We start from the raw sequence: 26374 nt of genomic DNA, 5'->3' as shown, positions 1-26374 counted from the left end.
CTCTATGTGCATTGGTACCGTCTACAATGATCGATAACGTAGAGAATGAAGTGAATATGCTCGACCGGCATATGGAGGTTCTCCGGATGGTGGTCAACAACGAACCCATCGGGATGTCAATAATGTCGGATGAGTCTGGGTATGCCAAACACGAAATACGCTATTCACTCCGATTACTCCAAGAAGAGGAGCTCATCACGCCCACGCAACAAGGTGCTGTTACAACCGACCAGACTGGCCCACTCATCGAAACCCTTGATGAGCAAATCACCGAGATTAGAAACAGGCTCATCGCAATAGAAGTATTCGATTGAAAACCATTAGCGAGCAGATCGTGGGAGACGATAAGAACGTCAGTCATCACGTTGCGGCTCACCACATCGTTTGAATTGTCCCCAATGTGGTCAAGCCGATCGAATACATGCTTGTCGGCATGTCAGAATTTCCGCTGTTATTTCCTTTCTAGTGATTCCATCGCCTGGAGCAGATCACGAGACGATGCGCTAGTGGGCCCTATGTGCGCTCTCCTCTGGTGAAATGCCAGCGTCAACAACTGGATGCCAATTCGACAGAATACGCTTCCATTACGTGAGTGTCGTTTGCAACAATCACTACAGAGTAGATATGGAAGATTCAATCAGCGGAAGGGAAGATGGCGGCAGTTCGGGGTGCAACTCACAGACAGCCGATCATGAAGGATGTTTCTGGGTGATGGCACCAGACAATGTGTCTCTGTTGTGGGCTGTGTGAGTGCATGCAAACCAATGGTCGAGACAATAAAGGAAGTATCGTAAGCACAAAATTTGATTTGAGCATCCATCAGAGTACTCTATCGCCAAACTATCAGAATTATAGTAATTTGCCCAGATTTGCTGTCCACTATCGCAAATGGCTCGGTGGAAAGCGCTTAGCACAGGGAGAGTGTCCGAGTAGTGGTGAAGACAATCGGAAAAGAGACAGTATCCAAATAGAATTAACTGCTAGAACAACAATATTTCACTAAATCCTGGTTATTTATTTGCCTGGATACTAAATGACAACATGGACTACGGTGGTCAGCCAGTGACTCAGAATATTACACAGGAGGAGACAGCCATACTGGGTGCAGTTGTATTAGGTCAGGCTGTATTCGCGACGATACAACTTGTTGGCCGTTCCTCTGTGACGGCGCTCGCTGTGAGTAGCGCGACGGTGGGCGTAGTATATTACGAACTCAGCCTATCGAAACTCAAGTAGTTAGTAGCTACCCGTTCGAAATACGTGACTAGCCCAAACTGAGCGGGAAGCGGATGGATACAACCCAGTTGTGAGTATAATCCTTGACAAACATAGTTTTATTAAAGTCGCATCAGTGGTGCGTTCTATGACACAGTATAGATCCGTGCTCCAGAATAAGGAGGCAGTATGGGCGGAGCGTGGTGCTGAAATCATAGCTCGGCCAAGTTCTCTTACGGGCAACAACCAGAGACTCGAGTCCTCCAAATGCGACACGGTTAGTGGCCGAACCCCACGAAACGAAAAGCCAGCGTTCATTCACGTCCGCGAAGAGATGGAGGGCCTGGGGGACTGGCGCTCGTAATGAAGGTCGTGACCACCGGTGTTCTATACCATGAGCCAGATGGGAATTGTTTACTGCTTCGGTCACCGAAAGTGCGAAGAGCTGCCACAGAACAGCAAATGACCGAAGATGAATTAAATGCGAGTCGAGACGAGTCATGTTCGGAATGCTTTCTAGATGGACAAGTTCTTGCCCAGCTCAAACAGTAACTCGGTAGCTGTTTGCACAAGTCAAATCGTAGTAAGGAGTATTTCTCTTTTCTTTTCTGAAAACTCTGACGTGACTCGAAATCGTATTTCAGTTAGAGACATTGATTCCATTGAATAGCTGCTTTCTGTCTAATCCTGTAATCAAAAGGTTGTCTTAATCGAAATTCATCGGATTACGCTCTCTCAACCACTATTTTTAGGAATACACTTCGGGTAGTAATGCGAATAGAACAATGCACGTGCATCTCGTGGGAGAACGTATGTCCCCAAATGCTACTGTCCTGGACGAAGAATTCGCCGACACAGTCAGCTCATTTTTTGAAAACACAGACTCAGTACTCATCGTCAATCCCGCCCCAGATGTCTTCGAGACGCTGATGCTGACTGCGTCGTCCTTGGATGATGAACTACCTGACCTCCAAGTGCTTGCCACTCCAGACGTGCTAAAATCCTCACTGGACGATTTTATCCTCGCGAGCCAGGTGGCGGACTTGATCGAGCAAGACTCACTCGAACTACGAACGACAACAGATATTGCTCGAAGTTCGTTGCTCGTCAGCGATGATGAAGTCCTTACGATCGTCACATTGGACGGTGAATTGACAGGGATGCGCTCGGCAGATGACGAGTTGGTCGAAAACGTTCGGTCAACGTTTATCGACAACTGGGAAGATGGAGAAGCATTCACTCTCCGAACCCCACCACTTTCACGTGTTAGAGAAACGCTGAATGAGGAGTTCGGCGATGGTGTCGAAGACGACTTTATGATGGTTGTTGACTCGGCCGAGACGATACCCGGAGAAAACAACAATCTCGATGAAGTGACCGTTGCCTTGTTAATAGGAGCGAACAACGAGGTACTGTTGTATGATATCAGTAAGTGGGGAGAGGATGTTGGTCTCGCAAGTAAAGCAACCTTCTCACGAACCAAAACACAACTCGAAGATCGTGGCCTCATTGAGACAGAGAAAGTACCAATCGATGTTGGTCGGCCACGGCTTCGGTTACTGTTAGTCCCAGACGATTTGGAGGATGTCGATACGCTTGCAGACCAGATGACTGCATAGGTTTGTCTGAATAGCCATCCTAGAACCGTTTTGAGTGGATGATTAGCGTGATGATTCAGCCATAGTCGCAATACGATCTTTTACGTTACTCAACCAGTTTTCCAATATTAGCTCTCCGTTTCAATTTCGAACTGTTCGTGTTCACTAGCCGCATTCAGAACCACGCTCGTATTGCTTTCATTAATATCGTCATCACTAAGCAGCGTTTTGATCTGTTGATTCATGTCATCGGTATCTGTGTACTTTCCGACCGCAATGATGTCATGGTCGCCAGTGACTTCGTACACGCTGATCATTTGTGGTTGCTCTTGGAGCCGGGCAGTGACGTCCGGCAATGCCGTGCCTTCTACTTTAAGTTGGATAACAGCAGTAACATCATAGCCCAATGAATCATAGTCGAGCGTCGGGGTGTAACCCGTAACGATGCCTGTATCGTGCAATTTTTCGAGATGGTTTGAGACAGTTGTCACCGAGACATCCAACTCTTCGGCAATACCACGGAGACTCGCTCGACCATCATTCAGTAAGACATTAATTAATTCTGTGTCTAAATTTTCGTAGGCCATTGCACATATAATGTCCTTCCAGGCCATTATTTCTTGGCCAGTGTCCAAATACTGCCGGTTGAAACACAACCCACTAATGGACTTACTACACTCCGACTCGTCTCCAGCGTGTCTATTGGGTAATCAGATACGCCTACTGCAGTGAACTATCCTTCCCTCCTTGCGCCATTTGGCTACAGAAAGCAGTAGCCCGTGAGGGTTTCCCTCGTATCTGTCCCCCCCTATCGTGAGAATCAGGTAAATGAGAGTCAGTCAGTGGACCATCAGTTGAGAACAAACATCACCCCGACAGTAGGGACTACCGTAGAAAGCTAAAAGCCTGTTTTCCCAGCAGGTCATCGGTGGTAGAACGTGGGATGTGGTGGGTGAAATGTCCTGACGGTTCCCACGTGTGTCGGAGGTGTGTCGTTGCACGCGACAAACCCGACAGTAGATATTATGGATTGAAGGTTGATATTAACCGGTAAACCGGCAAGACGATTGAAGCACGCTAAGGCCGACGAACAAATGTCGAAACCGATGCAGAAAATATGTACGGAGATGCATGTTCAATCTAACCAAGGTCCATATTTGTCAAATGAGAGTTGGCGAATGAAGTATCTAAGAAAAGGATGTCGTCTGCAGTCTTCCGTTCGTGGCCGAATAGAGCGGGAGAAATCCCCGTCCACTGGCATGCGATTCTACTCCCTTGCTTCTATACAAACAAATAACATTCATCATTGTAAATCCATCACTGCTGGGATGCCTTGACTAACTCGTCATTCCGGCAGCTCGTGGGGATCTTGAGGGCGAACCCCACGGGACCCTTGAGTGCAATAGCTCATCGTCTGAGTAAATTCGACATCGTGCAACTGGCCACGGCATCAGACCTATCACCTAGTCCTTGTGAATTGATGTAATGCTTATGTCGTTGTGTTATATGGAATAAAGCATGGAAATTCCCGATACGCTACGCTGCCTGTATAGCGAATCCATCGAAGAACAGCAAGGATCCTACACAATCACAGTCCCAAAGCAGGAGGTGACAGACGGAGATATTTGTGAAAATGGCTCGTATCGAGTCGCACTACTCACCTCCCCGTCAACAGATGCAGACAGCTCAGACGAAAACGCAGACGAATCTGACGGCTGGCTTGAACCACCCGTCAAGGAAGGGGAGCGACGGAGTATTGAAATCGATGATATTGGTGAACAAGGCGATGGAATTGCTAGTGTTGAACGCGGCTACATTGTCATCGTTCCCGATACAGAACCCCAAGAGCGAGTAATGGTTGAAATCACGTCCGTAACTTCCAGATTTGCGTTCGCCGAGGTTGTCGAACGTGAGATGGATGAAGATTAATAGAGATCGACTTGCGTGTTAGTAGCATACACGGTATCAAGTATCTCGAGGCGTATGCTCCTACGAATACACTAAATATGAGAAGATACTTCGATGAGATAATAGTAAGCAGTGTTATAGTTGTCAACTCGTGCTGAAACATTCGTAGGAAAGTAATTCGAAGAGGTTCGTCAAGGATTATCTGGAGAATCAGCAACAAACACTCTGTGGTCTGTAGAGTGAAGCAGAAATCAGTTCAAAGAGACAACGAACACAAAAGATGGATTTAACCGTCGCTAACAAGGATACTAAACAATGTCATCAATAGAGCTGACCTCAAGTCAGAAAACGATCTTGACCGCACTTGTCAACCTCCACGGTGAGAGCGAAGGCGCAATCAAGGGCGAAGACATTGCAGACGAAGTCGATCGAAATACAGGGACGATTCGCAACCAGATGCAATCGCTGAAAGCACTCCAACTCGTCGAAGGTGTTCCGGGTCCAAAAGGAGGGTACAAGCCAACTGCAACCGCGTATAACGCCCTCGATATACAAACTCTCGACGAGGTAGCCGAAGTGCCACTCCTCCGCAACGGTAATTCAGTCGAGGACACAACTGTCGAACAGATTTCCTTGAGTAGTGTGCATCACCCAGAACTCTGTCGTGCCGAGATCCATGTTCAGGGATCGCTAACTGATTTCCATACCGATGATACAGTACGTGTTGGACCGACACCACTCTCGGATCTAGTTATCGAAGGCCAACTCGACAACAAGGACGATACCAACAATATTCTTATTCTCAAAATTCAGGCAATGGAAGCATCAGCTGAAAATTCGACCCATTAGTGGTGACCACTCCGACTTCCAAATCAACAGCAAATTTCATATACGACACATCGAGCGCACGGATATTATGATCACATTCTCGGGGAGATCCCACTCGCCTTGATCGGTGTCACCGGCGCAGTCAGCGCTGCTGGACTTTCGATGATAGCTGCAGTTCCTGTTGGTGCAACCGTCTCCGTCCTCCTTATCGGGCATGCACTCTTTGTCAACGGACCTGTTGCTTCGGCGTCTGAATCGACATCAGCCACCCCTCCCTCCAAACTAACTCGGCGGACTAAGTTCTCACCTCTGCAATCGAATTTTCGAGGTAAGTATTCGAGTATACTCTTCTCCTCCTGTGCACATTTTCATTCAATTGGGAGCACCGTTCTACTGAGTAGCAAGAAGACTTTAGAGGTTAGTTCTTTCCGGGAGATGCATCAAGTGCATCATCAAGATCACTGTCCAACGACTCGCGGATAGACCGGTCAGGGTCCGAGTCTGCAAGCGCTGCTTCGAATTGCTGTTGATATCGGTGATCGACCGCACCAGCGGCCTGTTCAGCATCGAGGATCCTGCAATATCTTCTGACAGTGCTCTTGCTCACACCGAGCGTCTCAGCAATCGCCTTAGTTGATGTTTCCTCGTCCTCCCGCAGATCTCGGAGTCGATCTAGATCAAACGGCGCATTAAAATCTGTCTCGCGGAGGAGTTGAAGATGAATTCGTGCACGTGTGACAGTTTTATCTCGGCTTGCATTCCCCAGTTCGCGTGCAATTGCCGTATCGGAATACTCGTCATAAAACAGGTGTACAAGTATTGCTAGTTCATCAATCTCGAGTGAAGTTTGGAACCCATATTTCTGCTTCATCTCCCGAATGATGGATCGCAGTGCTTCAGTAGGATCAGAATTGGCACCAAGCGTTCCGGGCGTCTCTTCTTGGTTCTCGGTTACTGTAGAATCGTCAGCGACATCGAGAAATATCTCACGAAGTCGTTCGGTTTTCTCCCGTGTAATATCTGTTTCAGTCATTCTAGTCTAGGAAGCTAGACTACATGTCCATATCAATCTATCGAACATAATCGCCAAAGATAGATTCAAAGCAGATGTTAGTCCGCTTTGATGAAAAAGACGAACAGACAGTACTTTTGAGAATCCATTTACGAAACGATCTCTGACAAGCCCGAGAAGATGGCCAAATACGAAAATGCGTCACAGCCTGAGTCAACTACCTCGTAAATGATCAATGAAATAGACTAATCGACATCATCGTTAGTCGAGATCCACACGTTTGAATGAGTCAGCTGTGCGCCAGTAGTGGTCGAAGGTGTCACGAGCCCACGAGCGAACGGCGTCGTCGTCGGTGTCGAGTGACGCCTGAAGGACACCGTTATCGTCACGGAGTATTACATGGACGACATCGTCCACCGTGGTGACAGCGATCGGGATATCCTCCGTGCGGACACGAAGGGCCGCATCGTCTGCATCGAGGAGGTCCACGAGGTAGCCAGTAAGCGTCGCGTCGTCGGCGAGTGCTTCGACTGCGTCCTCGGAGAAGACACCACGAAAGGTTTGCTCGCCCGCGGTAACACGCTCGTGAACGGCCGCCAGACTCTGGTGATTAAAGGCATGCGAGAAGACGGTGACATCCGAGCCGACCTCAATGAGGTCGACAACTCGGCTCACGGGTGCATCCGGTCGCGTCTGACTTGGCGTGACAATCGTCGCGTCTGCGAGGTGGCGAAGGTCGAAGTCCATCGCGTGTGTCGGTAAATATTCGACGATTCCTCGCAGCTCCCTTTCCGTCTCGATAATCTGGAGGAGGTCCGATATGCCGCTCGCAACGAGGCGGCCAGTGCCTGTTGCGACGTACTCCGCGCCGAGTTGGCGTACCCACGACCGCTCTTGGAAGTCGGTAAGGATACGGCCGAGCGTCGCCTGCGACGCATTCGTCTCGGCGGCAAGATCGTTGCGCGTCTGGTGATCTTCGGCGAGGAGCCGAAGGACATTGACGCGGTTCGGCGAGCGGACGAGGAACTCGACTTCCTCCAGCGTGGATTCCATGTCCCCATGTCTGCCCCCTCCCAGTAAATTGCTTTCCTACCGTGAAACAATTGCACCCCCTGTCCGGACTCCACCACCGCGCACCGCTTTCTTCACGTGAAATACTTTCTAAAAGAAACTATCCCCGTAGCCGATCTACCACCGAGTAGGATGACCTCGACACCTCATACATATACCATATCGTGGTACGAATACAGTCCGGATCGGCAAGTCGCCACCGCAACCGCCTCAAAGGTGATTCGCTAGTGGTCTCGAAGCGTACCATTGTGGCCTTCCTCGCCGCCAGCCTCTTCTTCGGCGGGACGTTCGTTAGTGTGAAGTACGGTCTCCAGTACTTCCCACCACTTCTGTTTGTCTCCCTTCGCTTCGACATCGGTGCAGTCTCGCTCGCTGCGTATGTTCTCGCCACCCGCTCAATCGGCGACCTCGTGCCACGCACACGTAGCGATATCGCTGCCATTCTCGCCGCTGGCGTGTCATCTATCGCGCTCACGAACGCATTTCTCTTCGTTGGCCAGCAGTACACCACAAGCGCCATCGGTGCCGTCATTTTCAGCCTCAACCCTATCCTCACACCGGTCTTCGCTGCGTTCCTCCTCAACGAAGAGCGCCTCTCCCGTCGTACCACCGTCGGCATGATCCTCGGTCTCCTTGGTGTCGGTCTCGTCGTCCACCCCACGCCTGCAACCATCCTTCACGGCGGCGTCGGCAAGCTGCTTCTCCTCGGCGGCGCCGCTAGCTGCGGGCTCGGCAGCGTTCTCATCCGGCGCGCAGACGCTAATCTCGACAGCACCGCACGGACCGCCTGGGCACTCCCCCTGGGTGCGCTCCTCAGCCACAGTCTCGCCTACGCTGTGGGAGAACGCCTCGCTGCCGTCACGTGGACTCTCACCGGCAACATCGCTCTTGGTTACGTTGGCGTTTTCGCGGGAGCTGGTGCCTTCATCGCCTACTTCGCGCTTCTCGACGACACCGGCCCCATCCGCGCCAACCTCGTCTACTATGTCATTCCCCTCGTTGCTACCGTTGGTGGTGCCGTCCTCCTTGGAGAACAGGTCTCTGTCTATACGGTCGCTGGCTTTCTCGTCGTGTTCGCTGGTTTCGCTGTTATCGGCAGCGAAGAACTTGACCTTCGCCAGCGCTTCTCTCCCTTCAATATCGAATGGACTAACACCGACGAAGGACCGACTCGACCAGGCTCTAACGCAGACTAAACACTTACTCGATTGAGGAGGACTGGCCCGTTCGTGTCCGTATATTCGAACCGATGCACTGCCTACTTCTACGTGACTTTTTTACACGTCAGTGGCGGTGTTACTCTCGTCTCTTGATTAGACTAGTGCATTACAATCCAGTGTTAGTATGTGATACTAACCAGTGAGAAGCGCAAAATCAGAAACTCGAAACACTGGTTCGTTATGCCGTGATCAGCCTCAAGACGAGTGATCGAGCTAGGGAACAGTATTTGTAGGACGAATACATTGTTGTCGGTCCAATTATGCATTCGAAGTTGAATATTCCAAGCGGACCACGAATCCAATTATGACTATAGATGACGCTCAGTGATCGACATAGTCGCTAATGCTATCATGGACACCAACCATATCAAGAGTCTCATCAAGTGCTTCGACAACCAGTTCGAGCTTTGGGTTCAGGCCATAGAGATTGTAGTGCCCACCGCTAACCCCCTCATTCTTCTCTTCGATCGACACAATTCCGAGCATACCGAGACTTTGCAAATGTTCACGTACCCACCGCTCTGAAAGCGTACGCGATCCAGTTCGACTGGTTAATGATTCGTACCGAGTGTATAAATCCGTAAATCGGGCGGGTTGCTGTTCTTCTGCAAGGAGCGTTGCAAGAGCGTAAGCAACATACCGAGCCTGTTCACCACGATCTGCAAGTCCCTTAACAATCGTCTGGCGCTCGACTTTCTTTTTTCCTTGGTGGACATGGCTCTCTTGCACGATCTGCGATTGTTCATCACGGGCCAGATCACCAGCAACGAGAAGATAGTCAAGTCCTTCACGAGCGTCTCCAGTTTCTTGTGCGGCAAGTGCTGCACATAGCGAAATCACTCCATCAGCAACTGCATCGTCTTTAAACGCTACTGCTTCGCGCTGTTGAAGCACCTTCTTCAGCTCTGCGGCGTTGTAATCGGAGAATGACAGTTCACGTTCACAAAGTGAACTCCGGACTTTCGATGAGAGATGGCTACGAAAGGTCATATCGTTCGAAATCCCAATAACACCGATTTTCGTCTCGTTGAGTTTCCCATTTTCATGGGCACGAGATAGCTGGTAGAGAATCGAATCGTCTTTCCGAACGTGATCGACTTCGTCGAGAACAATGAGAATAGTGTTAGCCGTTTGCTCGAGCGCTCGCCACATCTTATTGTAGATCTCTGCTTTTGAATAGCCACTTTCACTGATTTGATTTCGCGAGTCTCGTAGTGAGTTTACAATTTCGACCCCGACCTGATAACTAGATTCGAGGCCATCACAGTTGATATGCAAGGTAGAGAGATCAATATCGTCATACTGCTTTGCATCGTGTTCCAATTGGCCGAGCATGAACCTCGTTGCTGCTGTCTTCCCAACGCCTGCTTTCCCATACAAGAAGATATTGTTGGGCTGATCACCCCAAATGACGGGATTCAACAGGCTTTGATACTCTTTAAGCTCATCATCACGACCAACGAGTTCATCGGGTGTATAGTCATCTAATAGTGCATCTCGGTTCTTATATGGTGTCTCCCCCCGAGTAAACCCAATTGATGACATAGTAACGTTCTCAATGGCAGCATATTTAAATTTGCCGGACCACAACTTCCGGAGATTCTGTAGCTTCCGTAGTCCAGGTGGTTTTTATAAGCGTCAGACACCACTCTTCCGGAGTTGCACAGTATTGGCACGTTTCTCGGGGACACCACTCTTCCGGAGTTCAGGAGAACACCGTACTTCCGGAGTTGGTGAAAGTAGGAATCAGGGGAAACTACTCGAGATATTGTAGACACACACACCACACTTCCGCAGTTAAAACACGATGACGGGGCGGTCTTCTAGTATCTTCTTGAATCAGTCTCATCCACTTCTAGTAAAATGTAGTACGGAGTAATTTGATATGCTTTGGCATAAAACTATCGGCTGTTTAGGTAGTAGCTTGGATATGATATAGCAGACTGTCTTCCCTTTGAACTCCGGAAGAGTGGTGTGTGTCTGGTTTATAAACGACACGGACTGCGGAAGTGTGGTGTGGGTGGTTGCAGTAGTCCCGTCTCATCACTGATCAGGGCGAGGTGCAGTCTGGTACCGTTTGATCGCGTCAGATTTTTCGACCCGAGCAAATATCGTCTGCAATGTTTCTTCGGCACGCAAGAGTCCATGTTCGTCGAGGAACGCCCGTCCTTCGTCACTAATTCCATAGAACTTGTACGGGAGGTTGTTCTGTCGTTGCTCGTCAGGGAGGAACACCTCTTCCAGGATACCTACATCGACGAGTTGTTGAAGATGTTGACGAATCGTAGTTTGGCTTTTACTTGGGTTTACATAGTCTAGTTCTTTCAACGTTGGAAGTTGTGATGGATGTCCCAGGATGTCCTGAATAAGTGAAAACCGAGTCTCCTGAGTGACGACGTTCAACCGTTTCCGAACATTGTCGAGGTCAGACGATGTGTGGCCAGACGTGCTCATACTTGTTTCTTCGAGTAGTGAGTGCAAAAGCGTTTCGCCGAAATACGAATCGGTCTATTGTGATGTAGTCACCGATGAAGTCGCTACATTGATACACTGCGATTGAGACTACGAAAACAATGGGAACGGACGAACAAACTCCGGCAGATATCGCTGAGAAAGCCAAAGAACATCTCCATAGCACATCGCTCACCCCACAAGAATATGAAGAGCTCAAACACAGTGTTGCAGAATTATCGCCCATTTTCACAAATGAGTCCGCTTACTTCGTTCTCGGTAGCTACGGACGACCGGAAATATATCGGCTTCAATTGGTCAAAGATCGTCTCAATCGGCGAACCGATACCTACGCATTTCTGATGGTGGATATTCGAAGCGAATGGGTCAACACGTACGTCAAATTCCGACTTCTGGCGGATTATACTGATTATCTAGTCGGTGTAACCGAACACGATAGTGGTGGCTTTCTCGTCGAACAGGGGTATTTCACTGCTTTAGAGGCCTATTTTACGAAGACACGTGTCTTCAAGCGTGACTATTCCGGCATTGATTCTGGTGAGGTCGATACGAACGTCAATCTTGAAAAGCCGTATAGCGGAATGCAGACTGCAATCTTTGACATGCTCAACGATGCAGACCGCCCGTGTATCTGGCAGTCGGAAGACGATCTTATGGAATGTGTTGAAGCACTCCCTTAGCTATCAATCGGATACTGTGCTATTCTGCTTGTTACTCTATCTGTACTGTTCCTGTTATTGTCTTCGTCTAGATAAGGACGAGCAGATCGAAGAGTATCAATAAGCCTCTTAGAGGGATCGTCAGTTGTTGCATCCGCACTCACCGCGAACGCTCACTGATCGGTAGTAGCCGGGGCAACAACTTGCCATGACAGGGGACAAAAAAGCTGAAGTAGTAGTTAGTTCGGTGGCATCTTCCATCCTGTCCTCATGCATGGCCAACATGAGAAGTCACCGAGGCTGTTGCAGTCAAAGTCCTTTAGTTCAGTACCTTCTTCATTGTCCCTAGATGAGAAGAAAAATAAGTTGGCATCATCAACGAACTTGAGTAGTGATAACACTTATCCATGCACAAAAATAGTTAATCTGTTGATTGCTCATTGTGAGAACTCGCTCAGTTACCACGAGCAAAATTGTAGACGGTACGCTTCTTAGAGATCGAATCCACGATTTTCGATCAGACGCTTTGCGAGATCTTCTGAGCTGATCCGTTCGAGTGCTAACTCGATAAATGCCTGATCGATCTCATATCGTTTGTCGTTTCTAACATTGTATTCTCTCTTTAAGTCCCCCTTCGCATCGTACATAAGATCCTCATACCCAAAGACTTCTGCTTCTTTGAAGAACATCGCAAACTGTTCGCGATTCCAAGTTTTCGAATTACTATTTGTTATTTCCGTTTTTTGGTCTTGTGTTGCCTCTGGATCATCAACCATTCCTGACATTTCTGTCTTCGAGGCTTGAGATTCTTTTTTATCCACAGCAGAGGTCTCTGATTCACGCTTTGACTTTTTTGGTTGGTGCCTTTTTTCCTCATTTTCATCTCGAGTGACAAAGTCATCAAATTCACTCATTGGTAACTCCTCCTTGCTCAATAATCCGAGCTAGCTCGTCCAAATGGTTGAGCGTTAGTTCGTCGTTCTGACTTATCGAATCCTGTATTTCGATGTACCGTCCAAATGGCATATTTTCTTCTTCTAGTGCATTCTCAAGATTCGAATTCTTCCGCAGCCCCGGTTTTGGAACGTCTATCTCACCAGAATCGATAGCATCCCAATCTTTTGGCGGGATACGAGCAAATGAGGGAAGATATTTAGAGAATGTTTCTGATCGATTTAAGTTTTCGAGTAGGCGTCTATCGGCTTTATCGTGTTTAATGAACTCTGTTATCATGTTCGGTACGATTGCGAGAATTTTGAAGTCTAACTCGTCAGGCATTTCACTAATAACCCGGTCATAGGTTCGTTTAAATCCTGACCGATTCATATCTCCTGGTGGAATCGGAATTATAGTGCGAGCGGCCGCTCCGTATGCTGCCTTCGCAATATGACTCCACTCTCCTCCACCGTCCATGATAATATAATCGTATTCTTCATTCTCAAGGAGCGGTTGGACAAAGTTTCTTTTGAGGAGAGTGATGCTGTTATCACTCAATTCACTCTCGAGGGTACTCAGTTTAACCGAGGCAGGGACAAAGTCCCATTCCCAATCTGTAGGATAAATATACTCTTCGAATTCACCGTATTCGTGAATAACTATATTCGTAAGATCGTGGGTTGGATCGGCAAATACGTCTTCGTACCCAAGACTTTCTGTTATGTGGCCGTTCGGGTCAAGATCAATAAACAGAACATCGTGACCACGGACAGACAACCGATCAGCGATATTCAGTGCGAGAATGGACTTCCCAACACCTCCTTTTAGCATATTCACGCTTACTGCTTGTCCAGTAATCGGTTCTCTTTCCACATCTTTGACTTCGACTGTTTCACTGGTCATATTTGGAATTTGGTATGTTTTGGTTGTCGAATTCATATTTTAACAACTTGCGTGCGAGGTATGCTAAGTCTGTTTCTTAGCGCTACCATATTCCCATACAACTCGTTGGGATCAGATGATAAAAGTTCGTCAGACATAAGTCAGCAAAATGGGCTGTGTTCGTAGAATTAGTGAACTCTGTACACATGTTTAACTTCGCAGGCTCTCCACCGTCTGCAAAGACTACATCGTCTGTTAAGTTTACTGAGTCTACTAAGTTGGCTGTCTTAGCAAAGTCAACTATGTTGGCTTAGTAGTTAGGTCCTTTTTGAGTAATTCCGCCTTGTGGTCGATAATCCAGCATTCAGATTGATATCTAGTCGGTTTTGTAGTCTTTTATCAATCTCATAAAAGTACAGAATATTATCTCCATGATTTTTGTTAAATTTGATCTGGTTCTCACTTGAAGCTCCCACTCGAGGATTACATAAGGCTTTTACCAACTTAGTGGGCTTTGCCTACTGTGCTCAATTAGCTAACTCAGTAATTACTATGGTGGTCAACAATTGAACTGATGCATTCAATGCATAGACGTCCATAGGTCAGGTTGGAAACTTAATAGAGAATCATGATTATTTATGCGATGTCGATTATTTTGAAGCCGATACGGCAGCGCTGGCTCAACTAATCGGTAAATCGTGAATGAGTTTGGATGCTAACCAGAATTGGGTTCCAATTCCAATTTGAATTTGATGCAGGCATTAGAATCGCTTGAAACCGAACAATCTAGAGTCTCTATAGCCGAAGTAGTCTCTTCTCCCGAATGCACAGATTTGATATTGCGTCATAGGATTTATCAACCATTGTGTGGTTTTTCACGGGAGATAGAGCGCATCTATCGGGTGGTTACACTGGAAGTGGTGGTGTCTCGTCCACTGCCGCTTTGTTCTCTAAGCGGAAGTGCAACCACCCCGGAGCCCTTGCGATATCTGTGCGCTACTTCCTTGACGACAATCAAAGAGTTTCCAAGAGTGGATCTAGCCTTCCTTGTCACTCTCTGAGGAAATGTTCTCGGCGATTCTTGCTTGGCGAGCGGATTACGGTCTCTTATGAACGTTCAAGAGGGTGACCGTAGCTACGTTGTAACTGTTCTATTTTCCGAAAGGTTTAATATTTATCTGATGTTTTTCTAGTGGTGTAATATCACATGGTGTCCGAAAATAAGACGGTAGCGATTCTTGTTGGGCATGAATTCGAGGATATCGAAATGGAGTACTGCCTTCTCCAACTGTCTCACCAAGGAGCAGACGTTCAGTTAGTGCCGATCAACGCAGGCTTCAATGCCCATGAAGGGTCGGATCAGGAACCTGTTCGAGGCCGGTTCGGTACTCCTGCGCCCCCGATTATCCTGCAAGAGGGGGTCCATTACACGGTCGCTGACCTCGAGGAACTAGACGCAGAGAGCATTGACTGTATCCTCTTTCCTGGAGGATTTTCTCCGGACCACCTGCGTTCTGTTTCGGAAGTCATCGAACTCACGAAAGAAATCTTCGAAGCCGGAAAGCTTGTGGCCGCGATCTGTCACGGTCCATGGATTCTGGTCGAGGCTGACCTCATCGAGGATCGGGAGGTGTGTGGGGTGCAGGAAATACACACGGATCTCGCGAACGCCGGTGCAACGGTCAAAGACACCGGTACTGTTCGAGATGGGAACATCGTGACCGGGCGGCGTCCAGACAATCTACCGGAGTTCTGTGAAACAATTGCTGATGCGCTAGAGTCCGAGGAAGTCACTCAGGCTACCGACGACTGATGACCTAGATAGAAAATCCTTCATTTTTAAAAATTTGAACTTTCAATACGAACGAGAGAGTTCGATGATATCATCGAAGTCCAGATAGCCGTTCTCATTGAAATCAAACGCATCTGAATTCTCCTGCACGGCTGAAACCTCGAAGTTGTTAAAGAAATCTACGACGTCATCGTAGTTCCCCTCTCCGTCACCGTTGATGTCCTCATACTTGCCATTACCGTCTAAATCCGCTGGCTTCGAATCGCCGACTACAGGACCTGGTCTGTCACTAGTGTTATCGTCTAGAGAGATCATTCGCACATTGTCGACTATGATGCCGGATGACTCATCCGTTTTCTCAGCTCGGAACCCGATGCCACCTTGACTAAAGCTATCGTCAGATGCAGACACTCTACAGATCTCAGTACCTTGGGAGTCAATAAGATTGCAGCTAATAGCATCCCTGTGTCCCAGATTATCGTTCCCTCAATCCATTCATCAACATGCGAGTCAAAATCCACAGAGGTAGAGGACATTTCGACGGGATTGCCATCCTTGATTCGGTATAGATAGAGTGAATTACTCGGGGAATGGAGATTAGTATCCTTGTTACCATTCTGCGAAATGTTGTCTTTTGCAGTCACACCTTTTATCGCTGTGAACGTCCCTGTAGTGGCTGTTCCAGTAAATTTGAGATACTCTCTGCGGCGTAGTGGGAGCGACTGACGAATCTGTTTGCTGTTGAATTTGGCGTTTGATTACCATCTGATGTCATGGCAGGCAATTGAATAAAACCGGGAGATATATAACTATGCTGTCCGAGCAAGTATTTGCACAGTATTTCTCTAAGCCAGTCCGCAAGTCGTCTTCATTGTGGTCCTTCTTCTACGAACGAGATCCCCAACTTTTCCAAGAGACATTAAGGGTGGTCATGGTAAATTCCCACGAGCCTCTAAAGGCTAATATAGTCACTGGAGTAATCATCGTCCCTAACGTCTCTCTAACCAGTCCTCTAGGTCAAATCAAGATACTGCTGTGAACTTCTTGATTCTCAATCTTGATTAGTTAGACTTCCCATTTGTTTTCATTGTTTGTGCTATAGAATTCTTAGAGTGAGATTCTTATATTCCGCTTCAAACACGTGCAGAAAAACCCGGTTCCTTTACAATACTACTTATGTAATCTTAGCCACCGCAAAACACGAGTACTCAGAAATACAAGTGAGAATCAGACCAAACAGTAATCAAATTCCGATGAGATCAAAATAATCAACAATTCTGAAATTATAAACATATTGTCGAGGAATATTTCTTTAGCTTCTCTTGGTATTCCACATATATGTTGAGATAACGTTGAATTTCAGAATTCACTATGTGTTATCTGTGCTTAGAAAATATATTTTGGAAAATCCAACAATAGAGCAGGTAAATTATTCAGAATCTGGATTTTCAATTCATCCATACAAACGCCACTTACTCCTTGAAAAAATGTCATTTGATTTTGTACTTCTTATCATTAAACGTCGTGGTGTGGCTTACTATTTGAGAAATCTCTCGTATTATGAGTGTTCAAAAAATAATAAACAAGTAATTACAGCGAGCGGAAGAACTCGACGATGTCATCGAAGTCGAGATTGCCGTTGTCGTTGAAATCGTAAGCATACGCATTGTCCTGGACGGCCGAGTCATCATAGTTGTCGAAGAGATCGACGATATCGTCGTAGTTGGCTTCACCGTCTCCATTGACGTCCTCATATAGCCCGTCACCGTCCGGGTCGGTTGGCTTCGAATCGCCTACGACGGCTGGGGGTTGATCGCTGAGTTGTGACGTGGGGGCCGCGGCTCCACCGACGCCGACCCCGAAAGCGTAGATCTGATAGGACTCGCCGATCCAATGGCCGAGTCCGGCGTAGCCGGGCTCTTCTGTGGGCGCGGACCCCTCAAGGTCCCACTCGTTGGGTTCTTCTGCACTAGTTGGCCACCACCGCGCTCGCATGGTGTTCCCAGAGACCTGTAGTCGAACCTCGTACAGTTCATCCGCACCAACGTGGTCAACCGACTCGCCGATCGCCAGATTCCCGTTATCGTACGCTGAGAGCCGAAACTGGTTCTCGACGATGTAGTCGTCAGCACGAGCCGCGGTGAGGTCGGCCTGTGGCTTATCCTCGCCGTATCCGCGTCCGTACACCCAGTAGTCACCGCTCTCGTCGACCGATTTTGCACGGGCCCATACCTCCATTTCTACGGCCTTGTCGGGTTCAGTAAATCGCAAACTTGTACGCTGTTCCGCCGACCCTTCCAGTCCGAGATACGCTCCGTCGTCATCCTCCTTGATTCCCCACTCCTCGACGTTGGCTTTGGGTTTCCAAGTATCCGGCTGGGTTCCTGCTTCGTATTCCGACGCCTGCCAGAAGTACTGGTCGCTCGCTTGTGGATCCGAAACCGAAACCGACACACTCGATGAAACCGACCGATTCTCTCCCTCGTAGGCGAACGAAACCTCGGTCTCCACGTCGTAGGAACCCTGGGCCGCATCCGATCCGATGTTGACCTCGTACTCGACGGACTTGCTTTCGCCGGGTGCTATTGAGTCGAACGCCGTCTGCGATGACGGCGTGACTTGAATTTTCTCCTCGCTCGAGGCGACGGATATTTCGACGTCCGACAGGTCGTTCTCGGAGATATTCCTGATCGTGATGGTGCCGGTGGTCGACTGTCCGGGTTGAAGCGAGTCTTCCTCGAGGCCGATTGAAACTGAAGCGGCGGATAGGGATCCACCGGTAATCCGGTTCACACTGCCGGTGAAATCCATGTGGTAGATACTTCCATCCGGTGCGGTTTCCATCTCCCAATTTATCCCGAAGTTCGTATCCGACATGAACGGCTCAATTTCTAAAACCTCTCCGTCGTCGTCGAACGTCACATACTGGATCCATCCCCGGTTGTACTCCATCATGAAGTACTTACCGTCGTAGTATTCTGACAGGGCGTCATCGCCGAACTCCGGTTGGTTTCGATAAACGGGACCCACCATCGGCGCACCTCCTTCGACTTCCGGGAAGGGTGGTTCCTCTGGAAGGTAGTCCTGTGCGTAGTCAGGAACGTCATCGACGAGTGCGCTCCAGTTAGCGGGATAGTAGATCGTCGCCTCGCGGGCCGGTGGTAGGTCCGTGAGCCCGGTGTTGTTCGGTGAATTGTTCGTCGGATTCTCCGGGTCGAATGCACCGTTTGCTGTTTCGGTCTCGAAGTCGTAGTCTTTGAACGGAATATTTGGTCCAACGAAGTACGGCCAGCCGGAGAAGTGAGCTTCGCTCACTCTGTTGAACTCGACGATACCTGGCGGGCCGCGTTCAGCGTCCCACGCGTCGGCGTCGGGGCCATAGTCGGAATACCACAGGTGACCCGTCTTCGAATCGACATGCAGTCTGAATGGGTTCCGACACCCGAGCACGTAGATTTCTGGGCGGACAAGGCCGTTGTCGATTTCGTCGCCATAACCATTCGTCTCAGTGAAGAGGTTGTCCTCAGGGATGGTGTACGACCCGTCGTCCTGGGGTTCGATTCGTAGAATGCTACCCCGAAGATCGGCCGTGTTACCGGCTGTTCGCTGAGCGTCGTAGTACTTGCGTCCCTCGCGCTCGTCAATAGGGGCGTACCCGCTCGAGTGGAACGGGTTGGTGTCGTCTCCAGTTGCGATATACAGTCGTCCATCAGGTCCGAATTGCATATCTCCACCCGCATGACAGCAGGTCTCACGCTGTGTATCGACGTCGAGTAGTTGTTTTTCCGTGGAGAGGTCGATGCTGCCGTCCGAATACGTAAACCGCGATATCCGGTTGACTGACTCACCTAGTGGCGCGTATTGAAGGTAGACCCACCCGTTCTCCGTGAAATCCGGATCGAGTTCGAGTCCGAACAGACCTGTGTTTTCACCTGTGTAGATGTCGAAACTCAGCGCCTCCGAGACGGATTCCGTTTCGGGATCGTATACACTGATCCTGGCTGGTTCGTCCGAAACTTCGCGGTTGGTACCGCCGTGGGTGAAAAACACCTGTCCGTCGTCCGTGACGGCCATTGCCGTCGGGTCGGTCAGGCTGCCGACGACCTGGTCGTACCCCTTTGTGTCCCAGATAGTACCTGTGGCCTCGCCGTCGACGTAACCGGCCGCCCACATGATTCCGCCGAGGAGGTGTTCACGAAACGTCTCGTCTTCGAATTGCTCGGGAAGGTGTCCCAGTCCCGTGTACCATGCACGTCCGCCGTCGACGTTTTGACACCACGAGATTGGGTGATCAGTCCCCTCCATCTCGCCGCCGTCGTAACCCAGCTCATCGTACGTGCTCTCGTCGGCCGTGCAGAGAACGTGGACGTTCCCACGGGGGTTTCGGGTGAAATTGTACCACTCGGCTTCGAGGTTCCACTCGAGAGGGAGATTCTTCGTAGAAGGGTGGACGCGATCGGTGACGTGAATCTGTCCGTGCTGGGTTCCGTCGGGATGGTCCTTGTAGTACGTTTGGAACATGCCGTTGAAGAACGATCCGTCGGTCTGGTTGTCGACGGCGGAGTGGATGCCGACGAATCCACCGCCTGAGCGGATATACTCTTCGAAGGCGTCCGCCTGTTCTTCGTTCAATACGACTGTCTCGGTACTCTGTGGGGGATTGGCGTCGTTGCTGCTGTTGAAGACGAGGACGTCGTACTGATTGAGTTCCTCGACATCAGTTGGAAATTCTGTCGGAGGTGTGGTATCATTCTCACTATCGATGAGATCGACTCTAACTTCCTCAGCGCCACTCTCTTCGGCGATTTTGTCCCCTAATTCCTTTATCGCTTGATTTCCAGCGGGGATGGACCCATGCCGGTAACCCGGTGTTAAGGATACAATCAGGATAGCAGGATCGCTTCCAACGGAAGGTGACTGAGTCTGAGCCAATACATCGTCGGTACTTGATGGAGGTTTACCGCTGGCTGCTCCTGCGAGTCCTGCCATACTGAGACCGCCGACTGTTTGGAGTACTTGTCTTCTATACGCAGTGCTAATCTTTTCGCTACCGCTGGTTTCTGGATTCCTCACAAACCTTAATTACATAGAAAACATAAGTAATTTGCGTATTATTCAACAGCATAATGTACGGAAATAAAATGGGACGAGAGGATTTTTAAATTCAACGGTGGATATATTGTACTTTATCTCTAGCAAATAATTGCCATAAATGTGGAATTCTTGAGAACTGGGTGTCTCAGAGTGTGACTGTCCCCCTCATCTGGTCAGGGTGGAACGAGCAATAGTACTCCACCATCTCTTCGGTGGCAGTGAACTCGACTGACGCAACCTCTCCCTCGGATGAAACGGTCTCGGTTCCTACGAGCTCGTTTCCGTTCGAATCAAGGATTTGGAGGTCATGTGGTGCACCATCGAGGTTCTCCCAAGCAACCGTATAACTCTCGCCTGCCTTCAGCGAGAGCGTCGGGTTGGATTCTCCCTCGATCAGATCCGGTACTCTGCCAGTCCAACCATTGACCTCTCCTCCCAATTCGATCGTTGCTCCGGGGGTGATTACATCCCCTCCATTGGAATTCGATGATCGGATGACGAATCCACAGAGCGACGAGTTGTCCACTTCCGTGGTTGAGCTGATCGTGAGCGTGCCGTCATTAATCTCGACATTTTCTACGGTCTTCGTTAGAGCCGTGTTGCTGCCGGCTTCCGCATAGATATCCAGTGGGGAATACACGGTTTCTCCTTCAACCGAGACGTCGAAGACGCGTTTCCCTGCCTGGTTCCAGACATACTCTATGAAATACAACGCTACATCGTAGGTTCCGTTCTCGATGCTAATCTCATACGAGAGATTCCCCCCGTACTGCATACTCTGATACAACAAGTCGTGTTCCGTTCCTGCGATCGAGTTGTTGGTAGTACTTGGAGATACAGCTTCATTGCTTCCACTTGCACCTGCGTCACCGGATACAGCCACAGCTAATGACTCTTCAATGAACTCTATCCCGTCGATAGTGACCGTTCCGTCTTTTTCACCCCCCGCCGCATTGAATCCGAATGGAGCCGATACTGGCTCAGCGTCCACGGAGATATCCATCTCGGGAGAGGAGTGGACGGCTTCTTTAACGTAGTCATTGCTTTCATAGTTCCGGAGGAGATCCTCGAGTACAGGTCGAGCTTCCTCTTGGAGGTCACTGTCGGCGACCCCGCCGAGAGAAGCAGCCGCTTGAATCACGAGACGGATCTGATCAGCGTCGGCAAAGTCGATAAGTCGATCAACGTACGTCCCTGCATCGTCGGTTTCGAGCAGCGCTTCTCCGATCTGCATCGCTCCAGCGAGAACGTGTGAGTCTTCAACATCATCCATGACGGAAAAGACTGAGTCGGCGTCAATCGCGTGCAGGCCGTCCAGCGCCCACAGTGCGTGCATCCGAGCGAGCGAGTCATCGCTCTCTTGTGCGATCTCTCGAAGCGAGGAAACGGTATCCGTCATCTGCTCTTGGACGATCAACCGTTGTGCAGTCTTTCGAACCCAGCCGTTACTGCTCTCGAGTTGTGCAGCGAGTTCTTCGGGTGGGAGTTCGTCGAGTGCTGGTGGATCGTCGAGTTTCGCACCCTCGGGGTAGACGCGGTAGATTCGGCCAGCTGCTGGAACCTTGTGAAGGTTGTTTTGAAGGAAGTATTCCGCAAGATAGTCCGTAAGGAACCTGTTATGCTGGAAGATACCATTATACATATCGACGATATATAGCGCGCCGTCAGGTCCTGTTTTGACGTTTATCGGCCGGAACACTTCGTCTGAAGAGGATAGGAAGTCTTGTTGACCCCATTCTTCATTGTCGTAGACTTCGTGTTCGACAGCGAGCCCGAGACCGCTCTCGTCGTCCTCGATGGAGAAGTGGGCGACTACGTGGGCAGCCGGTTCCGGGACGAACGCATCGTTGGAGAGTTCCTCGGGGAAAATATCTCCACGATAGATATCCGGGCTAGAAACCGCAGTAACTGATTCGAGACGACCATCGTCGCGGTGCGACGCTGGTCCCCCTGGATAACTTCGATTCGTTCCCCAGACCTCCTGTATCGGATACACAGTGTGATCCGGAGCAACATTAGTCATGACACCGGTGGAGCCGTCACTCGACCCTCGCAGGAGATAATCGCCATTGTTCGGGACAAGATCCGCGTACAACCAGTTAGGATTCGTGGTAGTATACAGACGGCCGTAATCGTCCTGAGTGATTCCCCACTGACCACGGCCATGCGTGTTCTGCTCCTCGATATCTCCGTTACGATACCGGAATCGGTCGCCGGAGTTTGCACTGTAGAGCCAGTTGTTTAGATTGAAGTTGAGACCGTTGCTCGTGTGCTCTGGATTGTCTTCACTGACCCAATTGCTCTTGACTGTCTCGGCACTATCGGCAGAAAGGTCGCCGTCCTGGTCGATCGCCGTGAATAGGTCTGCGGCAGTGAAGTTTGATCCAGAATGAGCGATCATGACAGCTTCTTCGTCACCGAGCAAGGAGAGTGAACGGGATAGAGTAAGGTCGTCGGCGAACGTCGTTACCTCATCCATAACACCATCGTCGTCAGTATCCGCTAGCATCTTTATGACGCCGTTTGGCTCCGCATTAGTGAGTTCGTCACCCCAGCCGGTCAACTCCTCCAGACTCATCTCGGCGTTGCCCCAGTCACCGTAATTCCCGGGTGGATCACCACCACGGCCATCGCCGGGGACGAGTGCCATGTAATCCGGCATCTCGACGACCCACATGCGGCCTTTCGCGTCCCACTTGATGTCAACGGGACTGTCCAACATCGGCTCGGCGGCGACCTGTTCGATCGTCCACCCGTCGGGGAGGTCGAAGGTGTCGAGTGCCTCCTCCGGTGGCACAGCCGGGTTACCGGCGTACGGATCATCTGCGTCCTGAATCTCGATAGCGTTGACCATGGGGTTCTCCACCGAGGACTCGAGTTCGATCACCAGTGGTTCGTCCTCGATCTGGATCCCCTCGATCGTCCGGGAGATGGCCTGTTGGGGTTTGTCCCATGTTTCGAGCCCCTCGAAGACCGGTTCTCCCTGTACGTACGCGGAGAACGTGCGCTGTTGTTCCGGACCTGCCTCTGGCGTGAAGTTGAGCTCCGCGACGTGGAACGTTACGTTGTACGCCCCGGGCTCCATCAAAATCTCGTAGCCGAACGAGTCCGTACTCCACATCATCGTCTGGTAGATTTTGTCAGCGTCAATCCCCTCGATCTCTTTGGCATCTCCGTTTGCACCACTCTCATTGTGCTGACCGATGAGCGTCACCGCCGGATCGGGTGCAATCGTTTCGGTGTACGGTTCGTACTCGACGCCGCCAATCTCGACGGTGTCGCCCGGCGAGAGGTCGGAGCGACCCGAGGAGACGCCGCCGACGTTCAGCCCATAGGGAGCCGAGAGACGACCGACGTCAATGGTCGAGTCAAGCGACCGTTGCCAGAGATTCCGGAACTGAATGGGATCGCCGCCGTCCTCAAGTCGGATCGGTCCGTCGGAGGGATGTGGTTCGTAGGTGCCGACGGTCCCCTCGAGGTTTGGTCCATCCGCTACGAGTCGAGACTGTACGACCGTCTCGTTCAATAGGACCGTCACCTGTGCGGGTTTTTCCAATGTATCACCATCGAATCGCGGTCCCTGCCAGACGACATCGAGCGTTTGCCACTCTCTTTGCGAGCGGATCGGACTCACCTGCGGTGCGGCCTGATCAGGATAGGATCCAACCCATCTTACGGGATCGACGGGGTTTCCGTCGTTGTCTAGAATCTGGATCTGGTACTTTCCCATCATCAACAGGCCGCTGTTACCACGGTCGAGTCCCCCGCCCTCGACGTCCTCTGGGACTCGCCATTCGAGGTGAACCTGTGAATCACCGAAGGATTCTTTGGTTCGAATATCACCTTTGCCGGGAACGACCTCGACGTAGTCCTGATTCACTGCCCAGCCGGGATCTCCACCACCGACGCTCGTCCAGTCGTCCAGCCCGTTGTCGCCGAGCAAGACACGTGCGTCCGAGGGTGGATTCCCTTCTGTTGCTGGTCCAGTGGGCGTAACGGCTGGTGGTTGCCCGCGTCCGGCCGTGGTATCGTACTCGGGGAGATCGGTATCGCCCGATTCGACTGGATCTTCCTCCAGCGGTCGGTACCATATATTACGGAACTGCGGCGGTGCGTCGCTCTGATGATCTTGCAGCATCACTGACGCCTCGGGCGGATGTGGCTCGTACGGCTCGATAGTACCACCGCTGATCCCGTCTATATTCAGGTGTGCGAGGACGATCACGCCGTTAACCAGCAACGTAGCCTGTGCTGGCCGCACCAGCTCACCGTCCTCGAAGCGCGGTGAGTGCCAGATGATGTCGTATGCCTGCCACTGTCCAGCTGGGCGAAGCGGACTCACCAGTGGTGGAGCTTGCCCGTAGTACGCCCCCGCCCATCCATCGGCGTACGTAGGGTTCTCGTAGTTGTCGAGGATCTGGAACTCGTAGCGGTCCATGAGTTTCACACCACTATTGTTTCGAGACTGTCCTTCCCCGCTGACGTTCTCGGGTGCGCGCCATTCGAGGTGGAGGTGACAATCCCCGAGTTCCGCGTCCGAGAGAATATCTCCGGTCCCTCCATTTACTTGGAAATACTCGCCCTCGTCAGTCCACTCTACCGAATTCCCATCACGGTGGTGCCACTGATCAAGCGTCGCCTCCTCGCCGTTCCACAGGACCGTCGCATCCGAGGATGGTGACGCACCGATACCGATCTCGTTCGGCGAGACAACTGGTGGGCTTGAGGTACCACCGCTGATTTCGATGATTCCGCGCTGGGAGTCCGAGTACGTACTGGAATAGTACTCGGCCATCTCTTCGGTCGCTTGGAATTCGACTGACTGAGTGCTACCTTCTTCGTCCACGGTCGATGATGAGACGAGCTCGTTGCCAGCGGCGTCGACGATAACGAAGTCGTGAGATTCGCCCGTCCTATTGGTCCACTCGACCGTGTAGCTTTGGCCGGCGGTCAGTGAGAGCGTCGGGTTTAATCGATCCGCAATCTCTTCAGGCGAGACACCAAGCCACGCGTAAGTTCCGTTCGAGTCGTCGGATCCACCGTCGGAGATTTCGTCTTCGAAGAGGGTGACGATGTCGTCAAAGTCGAGTCGATCGTTCTGGTTAAAATCGAAATCCTCTGCTCGACTTTGTACTTCGTCGTCATCAAAATGATCAAAGAAGCTGACGACATCTGCGTACGTCGTCGAACCGGAGCCGTCAAAATCTTCGTAAAGCCCGTCACCGTCTGGGTCGGTAGGGCTTCCGGTTGCCTCCCGCCGAACGGCTTCGAGTTCGATTACAGTATCACCTCCTGTCTGGGCGCCGACTATACCAACTGTCTCGAAAAGACTTCCTACACCGATTCCTCCGGTGATTTCCATAAATGACCGCCTGTCGATTGTATATGGGGAAGTCTCTACTGTGTCTATTCCATACTCATCGCTACCGTCATGGTCGTTTACCATGGCTCAGCAAATAACTATTTTTCTACTATATAGTTTTTTGTATTTAATACAAATTTTCACATTCGTGGGATCCAAGGGCGCAGAATTCTACCGTTGTTCACCACTCAGATTGGATTCCCGATGGAGTTAATCGCCAGCTCGAAATTGGTTTCGGTAACTATCATGCCGATAATATGCTCTTCAAAGACGCTTGTTTGCTCTTTTCTACAGAGGGATTTCCGATCATACACACGAAGTTGGA

At 50.3% G+C, this 26374-nt stretch carries 17 protein-coding genes; 7 read left to right on the top strand and 10 right to left on the bottom strand.

Annotated elements, in window-relative coordinates:
* The first annotated feature begins 26 nt into the window (after positions 1-26).
* Both LJF34_RS25170 and LJF34_RS25165 read left to right on the top strand, forming a co-directional pair.
* Positions 27-314 (top strand): hypothetical protein, encoded by a 288-nt coding sequence (locus LJF34_RS25170; protein ID WP_231188808.1) that lies wholly within the window; start codon positions 27-29, stop codon positions 312-314.
* 1713 nt (positions 315-2027) lie between these two features.
* Positions 2028-2834 carry a DUF5821 family protein gene (locus tag LJF34_RS25165; protein ID WP_231188807.1) on the top strand — a complete coding sequence of 269 codons (807 nt, stop codon included), beginning with the start codon at positions 2028-2030 and terminating at the stop codon, positions 2832-2834.
* Between the two features lie 107 nt (positions 2835-2941).
* Here the strand turns inward: LJF34_RS25165 and lrp are convergent, their stop codons facing one another.
* Positions 2942-3400, bottom strand: coding sequence for an HTH-type transcriptional regulator Lrp (lrp, locus tag LJF34_RS25160; protein ID WP_231188806.1), 459 nt, complete (start codon positions 3398-3400; stop codon positions 2942-2944).
* 931 nt (positions 3401-4331) lie between these two features.
* Between lrp and LJF34_RS25155 the strand changes: the two genes are divergently transcribed.
* Complete coding sequence (locus tag LJF34_RS25155; protein ID WP_231188805.1) at positions 4332-4742, top strand: TRAM domain-containing protein; 411 nt, start codon at positions 4332-4334, stop codon at positions 4740-4742.
* A 294-nt stretch (positions 4743-5036) separates the two neighbouring features.
* Positions 5037-5570, top strand: coding sequence for an HTH domain-containing protein (locus tag LJF34_RS25150; protein ID WP_231188804.1), 534 nt, complete (start codon positions 5037-5039; stop codon positions 5568-5570).
* A 397-nt stretch (positions 5571-5967) separates the two neighbouring features.
* Here LJF34_RS25150 and LJF34_RS25145 read toward each other — a convergent pair whose 3' ends face one another.
* Positions 5968-6582, bottom strand: a complete 615-nt coding sequence (locus tag LJF34_RS25145) for a winged helix-turn-helix domain-containing protein (RefSeq protein WP_231188802.1) — start codon at positions 6580-6582, stop codon at positions 5968-5970.
* A 240-nt stretch (positions 6583-6822) separates the two neighbouring features.
* The gene (locus tag LJF34_RS25140) at positions 6823-7614 is read right to left on the bottom strand and encodes an ArsR family transcriptional regulator (RefSeq protein WP_231188801.1); all 792 of its coding nucleotides are present in this window, start codon (positions 7612-7614) and stop codon (positions 6823-6825) included.
* A gap of 245 nt (positions 7615-7859) precedes the next feature.
* Here LJF34_RS25140 and LJF34_RS29340 point away from each other — a divergent pair, with 245 nt between their 5' ends.
* A complete protein-coding gene (locus LJF34_RS29340; RefSeq protein WP_231188799.1) occupies positions 7860-8828 on the top strand; it encodes a DMT family transporter in 969 nt (322 codons plus the stop codon).
* A gap of 345 nt (positions 8829-9173) precedes the next feature.
* Here LJF34_RS29340 and LJF34_RS25130 read toward each other — a convergent pair whose 3' ends face one another.
* Positions 9174-10397 (bottom strand): orc1/cdc6 family replication initiation protein, encoded by a 1224-nt coding sequence (locus LJF34_RS25130; protein ID WP_231188797.1) that lies wholly within the window; start codon positions 10395-10397, stop codon positions 9174-9176.
* A gap of 498 nt (positions 10398-10895) precedes the next feature.
* On the bottom strand, positions 10896-11306 hold the full coding sequence (locus tag LJF34_RS25125) for a helix-turn-helix domain-containing protein (RefSeq protein WP_231188795.1): 411 nt from the start codon (positions 11304-11306) through the stop codon (positions 10896-10898).
* A 119-nt stretch (positions 11307-11425) separates the two neighbouring features.
* On the opposite strand from LJF34_RS25125, the gene LJF34_RS25120 reads away from it, so the two are divergent.
* Positions 11426-12004 (top strand): hypothetical protein, encoded by a 579-nt coding sequence (locus tag LJF34_RS25120; protein ID WP_231188793.1) that lies wholly within the window; start codon positions 11426-11428, stop codon positions 12002-12004.
* 470 nt (positions 12005-12474) lie between these two features.
* Here the strand turns inward: LJF34_RS25120 and LJF34_RS25115 are convergent, their stop codons facing one another.
* Positions 12475-12897, bottom strand: a complete 423-nt coding sequence (locus tag LJF34_RS25115; protein WP_231188792.1) for a hypothetical protein — start codon at positions 12895-12897, stop codon at positions 12475-12477.
* A complete protein-coding gene (locus LJF34_RS25110; RefSeq protein WP_231188789.1) occupies positions 12890-13858 on the bottom strand; it encodes a ParA family protein in 969 nt (322 codons plus the stop codon). The genes LJF34_RS25115 and LJF34_RS25110 overlap by 8 nt, the downstream gene beginning before the upstream one ends.
* A gap of 1150 nt (positions 13859-15008) precedes the next feature.
* On the opposite strand from LJF34_RS25110, the gene LJF34_RS25105 reads away from it, so the two are divergent.
* On the top strand, positions 15009-15614 hold the full coding sequence (locus tag LJF34_RS25105) for a DJ-1/PfpI family protein (RefSeq protein WP_231188788.1): 606 nt from the start codon (positions 15009-15011) through the stop codon (positions 15612-15614).
* Positions 15615-15656: 42 nt separating this feature from the next.
* Here LJF34_RS25105 and LJF34_RS25100 read toward each other — a convergent pair whose 3' ends face one another.
* The 3 genes from LJF34_RS25100 to LJF34_RS25090 all read right to left on the bottom strand — a co-directional run bounded on the left by LJF34_RS25100 (position 15657) and on the right by LJF34_RS25090 (position 26133).
* Positions 15657-15908: a hypothetical protein gene (locus LJF34_RS25100; RefSeq protein WP_231188786.1), complete on the bottom strand. Its 252-nt coding sequence runs from the start codon at positions 15906-15908 to the stop codon at positions 15657-15659.
* A 1275-nt stretch (positions 15909-17183) separates the two neighbouring features.
* On the bottom strand, positions 17184-20582 hold the full coding sequence (locus tag LJF34_RS25095; protein ID WP_231188784.1) for a ThuA domain-containing protein: 3399 nt from the start codon (positions 20580-20582) through the stop codon (positions 17184-17186).
* A 250-nt stretch (positions 20583-20832) separates the two neighbouring features.
* Positions 20833-26133, bottom strand: coding sequence for a family 16 glycoside hydrolase (locus LJF34_RS25090; protein WP_231188782.1), 5301 nt, complete (start codon positions 26131-26133; stop codon positions 20833-20835).
* Between the last annotated feature and the right edge of the window lie 241 nt (positions 26134-26374).

It is taken from the genome of Haladaptatus sp. DYF46, from assembly GCF_021083305.1.
GTDB lineage: Archaea > Halobacteriota > Halobacteria > Halobacteriales > Haladaptataceae > Haladaptatus.
The sequence above is the reverse complement of the archived record's forward strand: the minus strand, read 5'-3'. Positions and strand labels throughout refer to the sequence as shown.

Excerpts from the sequence above, each read along its gene's own strand:
- lrp (WP_231188806.1), bottom strand. The coding sequence starts at position 3,400 with ATGGCCTACGAAAATTTAGACACAGAATTAATTAATGTCTTACTGAAT.
- LJF34_RS25150 (WP_231188804.1), top strand. The coding sequence starts at position 5,037 with ATGTCATCAATAGAGCTGACCTCAAGTCAGAAAACGATCTTGACCGCA.
- LJF34_RS25105 (WP_231188788.1), top strand. The coding sequence starts at position 15,009 with ATGGTGTCCGAAAATAAGACGGTAGCGATTCTTGTTGGGCATGAATTC.
- LJF34_RS25140 (WP_231188801.1), bottom strand. The coding sequence starts at position 7,614 with ATGGAATCCACGCTGGAGGAAGTCGAGTTCCTCGTCCGCTCGCCGAAC.
- LJF34_RS25145 (WP_231188802.1), bottom strand. The coding sequence starts at position 6,582 with ATGACTGAAACAGATATTACACGGGAGAAAACCGAACGACTTCGTGAG.
- LJF34_RS25100 (WP_231188786.1), bottom strand. The coding sequence starts at position 15,908 with ATGATCTCTCTAGACGATAACACTAGTGACAGACCAGGTCCTGTAGTC.
- LJF34_RS25090 (WP_231188782.1), bottom strand. The coding sequence starts at position 26,133 with ATGGTAAACGACCATGACGGTAGCGATGAGTATGGAATAGACACAGTA.
- LJF34_RS25170 (WP_231188808.1), top strand. The coding sequence starts at position 27 with ATGATCGATAACGTAGAGAATGAAGTGAATATGCTCGACCGGCATATG.
- LJF34_RS25125 (WP_231188795.1), bottom strand. The coding sequence starts at position 11,306 with ATGAGCACGTCTGGCCACACATCGTCTGACCTCGACAATGTTCGGAAA.
- LJF34_RS25115 (WP_231188792.1), bottom strand. The coding sequence starts at position 12,897 with ATGAGTGAATTTGATGACTTTGTCACTCGAGATGAAAATGAGGAAAAA.
- LJF34_RS25155 (WP_231188805.1), top strand. The coding sequence starts at position 4,332 with ATGGAAATTCCCGATACGCTACGCTGCCTGTATAGCGAATCCATCGAA.
- LJF34_RS25165 (WP_231188807.1), top strand. The coding sequence starts at position 2,028 with ATGTCCCCAAATGCTACTGTCCTGGACGAAGAATTCGCCGACACAGTC.
- LJF34_RS25110 (WP_231188789.1), bottom strand. The coding sequence starts at position 13,858 with ATGAATTCGACAACCAAAACATACCAAATTCCAAATATGACCAGTGAA.
- LJF34_RS25095 (WP_231188784.1), bottom strand. The coding sequence starts at position 20,582 with ATGGCAGGACTCGCAGGAGCAGCCAGCGGTAAACCTCCATCAAGTACC.
- LJF34_RS25120 (WP_231188793.1), top strand. The coding sequence starts at position 11,426 with ATGGGAACGGACGAACAAACTCCGGCAGATATCGCTGAGAAAGCCAAA.
- LJF34_RS25130 (WP_231188797.1), bottom strand. The coding sequence starts at position 10,397 with ATGTCATCAATTGGGTTTACTCGGGGGGAGACACCATATAAGAACCGA.